Raw genomic sequence first — 11507 nt, forward strand, 5'->3', positions numbered from 1 at the left:
GATGTAAAAACCAAACAAGCCGGGACACATTACATAGCGCCCAGCTTGTTTATAATAGTAGAACCTCTTCGTCAATCAAACGGCGTTCGAACGTTAACCACTCTTGGGTCAGACAAATGTTTGCATTCTCGGAAGGCAAAGTGTTTGCACCCCAGACATTGCGCGTGGTTAAGTTTCGTTAAGGCGAAGTTAAGGGCATCCCCGGTTTTATCGAAAAAGTGCTCCTGCCCAATCCACTCGTCCAATCTTGTTTTTCGTAACATGCGGCGTGGTTGGTTTGGTACTTCAGAAATGATGACAGTGCAGCCGTGAAGGTCAAAGTGTCTGAGAATACGTGATAAATGGGCTGTTCCTGTTGTGTCCATATAGGGGACATTCCCCATTTTTAGCAGTAATACTTTGGGGGTGGTATGGATTTCTGCCATAATGGATTGCTCAAATGCACTGGCAACCCCAAAAAATAAAGCGCCTTCCACGGTGTAGATACTAATTTGAGGACAATTATGCTGCTCAGTAACGATATGTGCGGTTACATGTTCGTGCTTATCAGAAGGGTTAGGCAAAACCTTGGCAGTATGGAGTAAGTCGCTCATATGTTTCACAAAAATGATGCCAGACAAAAGCAACCCAACTTCGACTGCAGTTGTCAGATCGGTAAACACAGTAAGAAGAAAGGTAATAAGCAAAACGACGGACTCTGCAGTTTTGGTTTTTAAGACGTGAGCGAACTCTTTGCGTTCACTCATATTCCAAGCAACGACCATTAAGATCGGTGCCATACTTGCAAGCGGAATGCTTGAAGCATAGGGAGCGAATAGGAGCACAACCAGCAGCACCACAATGCCGTGGAAGATGCCGGAGAAAGGAGATTCCGCACCGCTTTTTATATTGGTTGCCGTTCGGGCAATAGCCCCGGTTGCAGGGATTCCGCCAAACAACGGTGTTATCATATTGGCGATACCTTGACCGATCAATTCCCGGTTGCTGTTATGCCTCGTTCTTGACATCCCGTCAGCAACGACAGCAGAGAGCAAGGATTCGATGCCGCCTAACATCGCGATGACAAGAGCAGGTTTTATTAGAAACTGCATACGTTCCATGTTAAGTTCAGGGAAGTGGATACTTGGCAAGCTATTCGGAATTGCGCCGTAAGTTGACCCGATGGTTGCAACCTTGTCAGGATAGAAGAGGGAGGCGATGATCGCTGAAATCAACAATCCCACTAAGGAGCCAGGAATTTTAGAGGACATGCGTGGTGTGAGAAGAATAAGCACCAAACAAATCACAGCAGTTAGGATGCTGTATATATTGATTGTTGAAATGTGAATGATTAATTCCTTCATATTGAAAAGAAATTCTTGATGTTTTGGAAGATCATGCAGCCCAAGAAAATTGGCGATTTGTCCTGTAAAGATGGTAACAGCAATTCCTGTGGTAAAACCGATCGTAACAGGACGTGGAATAAATTTAATGATTCCGCCTAATTTGAAAATCCCCATGAATAACAAAATAACGCCAGCCATAAAACCTGCGATAAGTAAGTTTTCGTACCCATATTGCATGACGATCGCGAAGAGGATGGGGATAAATGCCCCTGTCGGACCGCCAATTTGAAACTTGGAACCACCGAATAACGAGATGAGGATGCCCGCTACAAAAGTCGTGTATAACCCGTACTCAGGCTTTACGCCTGAAGCAATTGCAAACGCCATTCCTAATGGAATGGCGACAATTCCGACAATCAGACCTGAAACCAAGTCTTTTTGAAATTTTTTTCTATTGTAACCTTGGAATCTGCCTCGAAAAGAAAGTTTCATATCGAATTCCACCAACTTAAATATTTGATTATTTAAATATATATAAAATCATATATCTAAAACATAGGGGTGTCAATTTGATATTTCTGCTAGGAAATCACAATGAGAAAACCTCTATCGAGGCCATTCAAGGATGAGCGACCGCGGTTAGAGGTAGGTTTTACGCCAATAAGGAAGCTGTTTTCGGGAACCGAAAACTTATGCTTTCTTATGTGGTAAAAAAAAGGAGGTAAATCGAGAACAATAGACCCGATTCACTCCTTTTTGTGAAAATAGAAGCATTTATTGATTCTTTATGTGTTCTAACATGGAAATCGCATTCACAAGATGGTTATCAAATATTTGCTTGGCAACAATAAGCAGATCTTTAATTAAAGGATCTGTCAGGGAGTAGATCACAGAGGTTCCGTCTTTGATCCCACGGACAACGTTTTTATTTCTTAATACGGCTAACTGTTGTGATACGGCAGAACCTTCACTGCCCAAAATCATTTGTATCTCATTCACGTTCTTATCGCCATCCACTAAAACTTCAAGGATTCTTATACGTAAAGGGTGTGCTAATGCCTTGAAAAAATCTGCTTTAAAATGCTGTATTTCTTGATACATAACGTTCTCCTCTACTATCAATATTCGAACATTTGAATATATAGAATATCATAACATAAACTGGAATGTATGGAAGCAGGTTTTAAAAGCCTTTGCGTTTTTGATAACTTTTCAGTTATAGTATAATTATAATATTCAAAAAATCAAATATATTGTTATTTAAAAATAATGATCGGTAAATTGTTAGTTGGCGATGAATTATATATGGCTGCTTTCATGCGTTTAAACAAATTCTCAAAAGCATCGATAATGGGAGGTGATCCTTGTGTTCGAGAAATTACCATGTGGCTTCATACGTATATCAGACGATGTTATTTCTACCATAGCTGCATTCGCTACCCTGCATACACCTGGTATTGATTCCATGTCGGGCGGCCTCTCTGAGGAACTGACGAAGCGCTTGAGTGGAAAAAGTGCCAAAAAAGGCGTAGTGGTCGAGGTCATGGAGTCGGATGTCATCATCCATTTACGTGTCATCGTCAATTACGGCATGATGATTCATAACGTATGCCATGAGCTTCAAGAAAACGTTAGAGAAGAAGTGGAAAATTTGACAGGACTTCGCGTTCTGAAAGTGAACGTAAGAGTAGAGAACCTGGCAGTTTAGAAAGTAGAAATGAATAGGCTCGGATCGTAGTTGAATAATTACAATCCGAGCCTTATTACATTTCCTTGGTTGATGGGGGATTGCTAACATTGATAAGTTAACTCAAGAAAGTTAAACTTATAGAGATAAACTAAACGCTGAAGGTAGGTTACCATGTTAATCAATTTGGTTTTAATCGCACTACTGATTCTCCTTACCGCTTTTTTTGTTGCGACAGAATTTGCTGTTATTCGGATTCGTCCAAGCCGCGTAGATCAAATGGTTGCAGAAGGCAAGAAAAATGCACTAGCAGTTCAAACCGTTACCTCCAATTTGGATGGTTATTTATCCGCATGTCAACTCGGCATTACGATTACAGCTTTAGGGCTTGGTTGGTTAGGTGAGCCCACGGTCGAGAAGCTCCTTGGTCCCTTGTTCCATGGACTTGGTGTAGGTGAAACACTTTCGCACATTTTATCTTTCGGTATCGCCTTTTTATCCATTACCTATATCCATGTTGTTCTTGGTGAACTCGCTCCCAAAACGTTAGCGATCCAGAAAGCTGAAGCCATTTCTATTCTAACTGCTCCGTTCATTATCTTTTTTTATAAAATGATGTACCCGTTCATATGGATTTTAAATGGTTCCGCAACGCAGCTTGTAAGAATATTTGGCGTCAAGCCTGCAAGCGAACATGAGGAAGCTCATTCCGAAGAGGAAATACGCATTATTTTATCAGACAGCCTTGAGAGTGGGAAAATCAATAAGACCGAATACGGATTTGTGAATCGGATCTTTTCATTCGATGAATTGTTAGCACGTGAAATCATGGTCCCACGTACGGATATGATTTGTCTCTACGCGGATAAATCACTTGAAGAGAACATGAACATTATTATTAAAGAACAATATACTCGTTTTCCTGTAGCTAAAGAGAGCAAAGATCATATCATCGGATTCGTGAACACGAAGCAATTTTTCTTAAGTTATATCTCGAACCCGGATTTTAATTTCAAAGGTTTACTTCAACCGATCATGACGATCCCTGAAGGAATGCCTGTGAAGTCCCTGCTCAAAAAGATGCAGCGTGAAAATGTACATATCGCTTTGTTGATGGATGAATACGGCGGAACGTCCGGATTGATTACGATTGAAGATATTCTTGAGGAAATTGTCGGGGAAATTCGTGATGAATTCGATAAAGATGAACTGCAAGAAATTGACAGGCTAGCCGAAGGACACTACGTGGTAGACGGCAATGCCTTGATCATTGAGTTGAATGCTAGATTGGGGCTTGACATCATAGATGAGAATATAGATTCCATCGGTGGCTGGCTATACAGTAAGCAGTCAGAATTGAAAATCGGTGAACTCTGGCAGCATCAGGATTGGACTTTCATTGTGCGTGCTAGAGACGCAAATCGAATTCGTCAAATTGAGCTTATTAAAAATCAAATCATACATAAGTAGAAAAAGAGGGTTCCCCGCCGTGATCCATGGCTCAGGGGACCCTCTTTTCTATTCTAAAACGCCCAATTTCCTTGGCGGAAGATCGGCACGATGGAGCCATCTGCGAGCTCGCCGTCAATATCCATCTCGGCAGAGCCTATCATAAAGTCGACGTGAATGAGACTGTCATTCAGTCCTGCTTGCAGTTGTTCTTCTTTGGTCAGCTTCGTACCACCTTCAATACAAGTCGGGAAGGCACGACCGAGCGCCAGATGATTTGAAGCATTTTCATCATAGAGCGTATTGAAAAAGATTAGATTCGTGTTCGAAATCGGAGACACATGCGGTACAAGGGCAATTTCGCCTAGGAAGTGCGCGCCTTCATCCATCTCGATCATCGCTTGCAGCGATTCAAAGCCTTGCTCCGCTGTGTAGTGAGTGACACGGCCTTGCTCAAAGGTGATCGAGAAGTTGTCGATCAAGCTGCCTTGATAGCTCAGCGGCTTAGAACTGCGGACCGTCCCATTCGTTCCTAGACGGTTCGGAGAAATGAACACTTCCTCTGTCGGAATGTTCGGGTTGAAATCGAAGCCGCCCCTTTCGTTCGTCGCCGAACCCCCACGCCAAATGTGCTGAGGTGGAAGCTCAACTGTAAGTTCAGTGCCTGGGGCACGGTAATGAATTTTATGAAATTGCTGCTCATTCAATTGTTCCCGTTTGCTGCGAAGAGTAGCGTTGTGATCCTGCCACGTTTGTACCGGATTTTCTTGATCTACGCGGGTAGCCTCAAAGATTGCATTCCAAAGGGCTGTGACCGCGGCTTGATCTTCGAGATCAGGGAATACTTTTTGTGCCCATGCTAGGGAAGGGGCAGCAATAATGGACCATGTCATTTTGTAAGAGGACATGTATTCACGCCATTTGACCAGCAGGGGACCTGCCGCTTTCGCATTCGCTGAGATTCTAGCAGGATCTACATCCTTCAGCAGCTCTGGGTTGTCCGCGTCGATCCATAAGTAGGCGCCGTTGCTTTCCGCTAACTCAGTCAGTGCTTGCGCACGCCAAGCTGGGTATTCATTGAATGATTCATCAGGTGCGTGTGTATATCGGATTTGGGTGCAGATTTCATCCTGCCATTCAATATGTACATGCTTAGCGCCAGCTTCATACGCTTTACGAGTGATGAGTCTTACGAATTCGGGGTGCCCAATTGGCGCATTAATCCAAAGCGATTGACCAGCTTGAATGTTGAGTGCTACTCGAACAGTCAGCTCCGCATATTTCTCAAGATTGTGTTCAAACGTCATTAGATAAATCCTCCTTTTATAGCGTCTTGTTTGAAGTTTATCGCTCTGCTCGCCGACTGTCAAATAAATTTTACCGTTGATGCGAATCGTTTTTCAAAATGTATCTGAGTTGTCATTGCATGGAATTTTGACATTTGTTTACACTAGGGGCAGGAGGTGAATTGCGTTCATGCGCTATGAATGGCTATTGGGCCTGTTGCTGCTTGCCCAGCCCAAAGAATTACCTTTTCAACTATCAGATAACCCGAATGGCGAGAAGATGGCTCAGATTAGGCGAGAGCCCATTACGACACATCTCTTGGATGTTCCACTGGTAGATACACAGAAATTAAACCGGCTTGCGGAGCAAATTGACAAATCGATATATCGAAAGCCGATTAACGCAACCATTAGTGACAGTGGTGGCATTGTGAAAGAGATTGCAGGCGTTCGACTGAATCGACGCGCATTTCTCGATCAGTTCTATGGGCAATTTTATTCAGAAGGCCCCATGAATGTGGCATTGCCGTTGCAAACCCTATATCCCAAAGTAGATAGTGAACTGCTTGCCAGCATTCGAGTCCGTCCAATAGGCTATTATGTTACCTATTTTAATTCACGCAATAGTCACCGTGTTACGAATCTCAAATTAGCCACACAGGCGATCAACAATTATGTTGTACAGCCGAATGAGACATTCTCATTCAATCGTGTTGTAGGCGTTCGAACTCCGAACAGAGGGTATATGTCCGCTAAGGTGATTGTAAGAGGGGAATTCTCCGAGGGAATCGGCGGCGGTATTTGTCAAATATCATCAACGCTGTTTAATGCGGTTGACCGTGCAGGTCTTACGATTATTGAAAGGTACTCCCACAGCCGATCGGTGCCTTACGTGCCCCATGGAAGAGATGCTACCGTGAATTGGGGCGGGCCTGATTTTAGTTTCAGAAATGATTATAATCAGCCTATTTTAATTCGCGCACATGTATTGTCTGGTTCTGTCCATATCAGCATTTCGTCTTCGGATGGGGTTAATGTCAAATCCCGACATGTGCCTGGTGCAACAGAAGCGATCCCAGAAGAAATTGAAACGAATTCAAATGTTAAGAATACGCTCCCTTAGCAGATATGAACCCTTCTCAAGGTCAAGATATGCATATTTTATGAAATAAAAGCACGAAATCGCAAGATTTCTGAGCTGATTTTTTGCTAATATAGATGGCAGATCATTCAGCTTGAGAAGGGTGGAAATTCCTTTATGAAAACGTTTTTAGACGAAAATTTCTTGCTTAACAATGAAACTGCCGTACATCTTTTTCATGAATATGCCAAAGAATTGCCGATTATTGACTATCACTGCCACTTAAGTCCTAAGGAAATTTATGAAAATAAACAATTTAACAACATCACCGAAGCTTGGTTATACGGTGATCACTACAAATGGCGGATGATGCGTGCCAATGGTATCGACGAGTCCAAAATTACGGGAGAAGCTAGTGATTATGATCGCTTTGTAGCATGGGCTTCCACACTTCCTATGGCAATTGGCAATCCGTTGTACCACTGGTCCCACATGGAGCTACAAACGTATTTCGGTGTGTACGATATCATTAATGAGCAGAATGCACCAACAATTTGGGAAAAAGTGAATGCGAAGCTGGCTGAGGGTGGATCCCGCGCCAGAGACCTAATTACAAACTCCAAAGTAACGGTGATTTGTACAACTGACGATCCTGTGGATTCTTTGGAATACCACATCCTAATCAAAGAAATCGAAGGATTCAATACACAAGTATTGCCTTCCTACCGTCCGGATAAAGCGCTTGAAATCAACCGTGCTACATTCCTTCCGTGGATTGCTCAACTTGAAAAAGCGGTAGGAACACCGATCCGCACGTATGATGATTTATTGGCTGGTTTAGAAAGCCGCGCTGTCTTCTTTGACTCTGTAGGCTGTAAAGTATCTGACCATGCGTTGGATTATGTACCGTTCGCGGCAGCGACCAAAGAAGAAGTTGACGCGATCTTCGCGGCAGGTCTTGCTGGTCAACCCGTAAGCCTGGAAGACGAGAAGAAGTACAAGGCATTCACGCTCATCTTCTTAGGCGGCATCTACAAGAAATTGGATTGGGCCATGCAATATCATATCAATGCTTCGCGTAACAACAATGGACAGGCATTCGCGAAACTAGGTCCAGATACAGGATTTGACTCCATCGGTGACAGCCCTGTTGCGGGTGCGTTAACGGGACTCTTATCCGCACTTGCCGTAGCGGATTCCTTGCCGCGTACCATTCTCTATTCCCTGAACGCGCGGGATAACGAGATTCTTGCTTCTTTGATGGGCAGCTTCCAAGGCGATGGCATCGCTGGCAAAATCCAATTGGGCGCCGCATGGTGGTTCAATGATACGCGCGACGGCATGATCTCCCAAATGAAATCCCTAGGCAACTTCGGTTTGCTAGGTCGTTTCGTTGGGATGCTAACGGATTCCCGCAGCTTCTTGTCCTACACGCGCCATGACTACTTCCGTCGCATTCTCTGCAATATGATTGGTGAGTGGGTTGAAGCAGGCGAGTTCCCGAACGACGAGCAGTTGTTGAAACAGCTAGTACAAGGCATTTCCTACAACAATGCAAAACAATATTTCAGTTTCTAACTGACAAACCTTTGTGTGAGCGTGAGCTTGCACGAAGGTTTTTTTATTTGTGGAGGATCCGCGGCCGGCTGTTGGTGGGAGTGGAGGGCATGATTAGTTTGGTGATAGTAGTGAAGAGTAGAGAAAGGATGAGTGTTGGGCAGGCTAGTTTGGTGAGAGTAGTGGAGTGAAAAGTGAGGATGAGTGTTGGGCAGGCTAGTTCGGTGAGAGTAGTGGAGTGAAGAGTGAGGAAGAGTGGAGGACGGGCTTAGTTTGGAGAGAGTGGTGGAGTGAAGCGTGAGGAAGAGTGGAGGGCAGGCTTAGTTTGGTGAGAGTGGTGGAGAGAAGAGTGGGGATGAGTGGGTTGGAGTGAAGAAATGGAACCAGAGAGAGGCTTCACGCCCGGATCCGCGCTCCACGGCGTGAATAAATGGATTTTATACAGTTAATATCTCACTTATTTCGTGAAAATGTTAATTAGATGGATTTTATGTTGTTAATTTAACGGAGGTTAGCCAAATTGATCCGATTTCGTCAAATTAGCTACATATTTTCCATCTATCTTGAAAAATCGAGGGGATTTCCCTGAAATAGCTGTACATTTTCCAGTTAGATGAAGCCTAGGGGCTTGGAGGGGGTTCGGAGGTCTCGAAATCCTGATAATAAATCGGAAAAAACTCCCCCTCACATTCATCATTGAAGTGAAAGGGGAGTCTATTTACGTTGGATCAGATGGTTAGAGAAATAGCTGAGTTTGTGTTGACAGGCGTTACTTTCAGGCCATGCTCATGCGGTAAAAGAGTGCCATTTTCAACGTTAGTTACGGATGTTATGCCTCTAAGTACAAGGATCCAAGTGGCTGAATTGCCCGCCGGAATGATCTGGATGACATTGCCGTTGCGCGTAACCGTGAGGGTAAACTCCGCTTTCGTTGTCGGATGATACACGCGGGAAACGGCTTCATGTCCGTCCTCTAACTCAAATAGGTGGAATTCGCTATTCGCCAAGTAATCATAGTCTGGTTTCGTATCAACCGTTCCAATCGCTAACAACGTGTTCGGTCGGACGAGGAGCGGGATGCTCATGTAATCATGGTGCTCCTTATACCACCGATTGCCTTCGGCTTTTGCCCCAGTTAAGAAATGTGTCCAAGTTCCGGCAGGCAGATAGTAGGATGCTTCCCCTGAGTCATCAAAAATAGGCGCAACTAACAGGGAATCTCCAATCATATACTGACGATCTAAGTGATCGCACGTCGGATCATCACCGAATTCCAGCACCATCGCACGCATCAACGGTAATCCGAGCCTCGAGGCATCAACAGCCGTTTGGAACATATAAGGCATCAATCTGCTTTTGAGCTTGGTGAAAAAGCGCAAGACATCAACCGCTTCCTCATCATACATCCATGGCACTCGGTACGAACGGCTGCCATGTAGACGACTATGGCTGGAGAGAAGACCGAATGCTGCCCAACGTTTATACAGGTCAGCGCTAGATGTACTTTCAAATCCTCCGATGTCGTGACTCCAGAAGCCGAATCCCGAAAGTCCAAGCGATAGGCCGCCTCGCAGACTTTCAGCCATGGATTCGTATGTAGCCGTACAATCTCCGCCCCAATGGACAGGGAATTGTTGTCCGCCAGCTGTTGCGGAACGCGCGAACAAGGCAGCTTCCCCCTTGCCAAGCTTCTCTTCTAACACATCGAAGACCACTTTGTTATACAGTTGCGTATAGTAATTGTGCATTTTGACAGGATCAGAACCGTCATAGTAGACGACATCTGTTGGAATGCGTTCACCGAAATCTGTCTTGAACGAGTCAACACCCATATCGACAAGCTTTCTTAGTTTCGCAGCGTACCATTCACAGGCGGCAGGGTTCGTAAAGTCGACGATGCCCATGCCAGGTTGCCACATATCCCACTGCCATGCATCTCCGTTTGGTCTTTGCAGCAAATAACCACCTTGCATACCTTCTTCAAACATCGGGGAACGTTGGGCGATATAGGGATTGATCCACAAGCAGATTTTCAAGCCTTTGCTTTTGAGCCGCTGCAACATCTGTTCGGGCTCTGGGAATATCCGCGTATCCCACTCAAAATCGCACCAATGGAACTCGCGCATCCAGAAGCAATCGAAATGGAAGACGTGAAGCGGTAATTCGCGTTCAGCCATACCATCTATGAAGCTTGTTACTGTGGATTCGTCATAGTTGGTCGTGAACGAAGTGGTCAGCCAGAGTCCGAAGGTCCACGCTGGCGGCAGCGCGGGCTTTCCAGTTAGCGTAGTGTAATTGCCAAGTACTTCCTTTAAATTAGCCCCGCCAATCAGGAAATAGTCGAGATATTCACCTTCTACACTGAATTGCACCTTAGAAACTTTCTCGGAGGCAACCTCAAAGGACACGTTCTCGGGGTGATTAATGAAAACACCATACCCTTTATTGGTGATGTAGAAAGGAATGTTTTTGTACGATTGTTCGGAGTTCGTTCCTCCATCACGATTCCAGATATCAACGCTTTGCCCGTTTTTGACAAAGGAAGTAAAACGTTCACCAAGCCCATAGACACTCTCTCCAACGCCAAGGTCTAATTGATCTCTTACATAAGTTGTAGCGTTATCCGAGATTACGTATCCGATGCTCTTTAAGCCGCTGGAAGTAAGCTTACGCCCCTCGTAATCAAATGCAAGACGCCAAGGTTGATCTCTTCGAATGCTGGCCCTTAAATTGCCGCTGGTTAAGCTTGCTTCTATTTTATTTGCCTCTATTTGCAGGGAATGGCTCTCATCTGTGTTGAGTGAAAAGTAGGGACCGACTTGTTTCTTTCCTTTATGATGATAAATTTGAACACGAATAACATCCTTCAAGGGGGAACTTAATTTGACTTCGATAAGGGGGGTGTCTAATTCTCCAGCTCGGTCTATGATCGGTTTAGGCGGGCCGAAAAGGGTCAGAGAACGATCGGTTGTATACACATCATGTACTTCAACAGGACTAATAATTTGGTATTCTTTGCGGGTCATCCATTGACCATCACTAAATTTCAAAGCAGTCAACTCCTTAAATGTGAACTGTATAACTATATTGATAAATTTATGAGTCTTTGATTAAAAGTGTAA

The 11507-nt window shown here is 44.4% G+C and carries 8 protein-coding genes; 4 read left to right on the forward strand and 4 right to left on the reverse strand.

The features are described from left to right. Nucleotides 1–71: 71 nt before the first annotated feature. Nucleotides 72–1817 (reverse strand): SulP family inorganic anion transporter, encoded by a 1746-nt coding sequence (locus HQN88_RS24545; RefSeq protein WP_173117455.1) that lies wholly within the window; start codon nt 1815–1817, stop codon nt 72–74. Between the two features lie 282 nt (nt 1818–2099). Further along, nucleotides 2100–2426: an ArsR/SmtB family transcription factor gene (locus HQN88_RS24550; RefSeq protein WP_173117457.1), complete on the reverse strand. Its 327-nt coding sequence runs from the start codon at nt 2424–2426 to the stop codon at nt 2100–2102. Between the two features lie 265 nt (nt 2427–2691). Between HQN88_RS24550 and HQN88_RS24555 the strand changes: the two genes are divergently transcribed. Further along, on the forward strand, nt 2692–3033 hold the full coding sequence (locus tag HQN88_RS24555) for an Asp23/Gls24 family envelope stress response protein (protein WP_173117459.1): 342 nt from the start codon (nt 2692–2694) through the stop codon (nt 3031–3033). Nucleotides 3034–3186: 153 nt separating this feature from the next. Continuing rightward, nucleotides 3187–4482: a hemolysin family protein gene (locus tag HQN88_RS24560; RefSeq protein ID WP_173117461.1), complete on the forward strand. Its 1296-nt coding sequence runs from the start codon at nt 3187–3189 to the stop codon at nt 4480–4482. Nucleotides 4483–4535: 53 nt separating this feature from the next. On the opposite strand, the gene HQN88_RS24565 is transcribed toward HQN88_RS24560, so the two are convergent. After that, nucleotides 4536–5768 carry an aminopeptidase gene (locus HQN88_RS24565; RefSeq protein ID WP_173117463.1) on the reverse strand — a complete coding sequence of 411 codons (1233 nt, stop codon included), beginning with the start codon at nt 5766–5768 and terminating at the stop codon, nt 4536–4538. Nucleotides 5769–5937: 169 nt separating this feature from the next. Here HQN88_RS24565 and HQN88_RS24570 point away from each other — a divergent pair, with 169 nt between their 5' ends. Next, complete coding sequence (locus HQN88_RS24570) at nt 5938–6870, forward strand: VanW family protein (RefSeq protein WP_173117465.1); 933 nt, start codon at nt 5938–5940, stop codon at nt 6868–6870. 135 nt (nt 6871–7005) lie between these two features. After that, complete coding sequence (gene uxaC / locus HQN88_RS24575) at nt 7006–8406, forward strand: glucuronate isomerase (protein WP_173117467.1); 1401 nt, start codon at nt 7006–7008, stop codon at nt 8404–8406. A 707-nt stretch (nt 8407–9113) separates the two neighbouring features. Here uxaC and yicI read toward each other — a convergent pair. After that, nucleotides 9114–11435, reverse strand: coding sequence for an alpha-xylosidase (gene yicI, locus HQN88_RS24580; protein WP_173117469.1), 2322 nt, complete (start codon nt 11433–11435; stop codon nt 9114–9116). Between the last annotated feature and the right edge of the window lie 72 nt (nt 11436–11507).

This window comes from Paenibacillus qinlingensis, assembly GCF_013204845.1.
Lineage (GTDB): Bacteria > Bacillota > Bacilli > Paenibacillales > NBRC-103111 > Paenibacillus_E > Paenibacillus_E qinlingensis.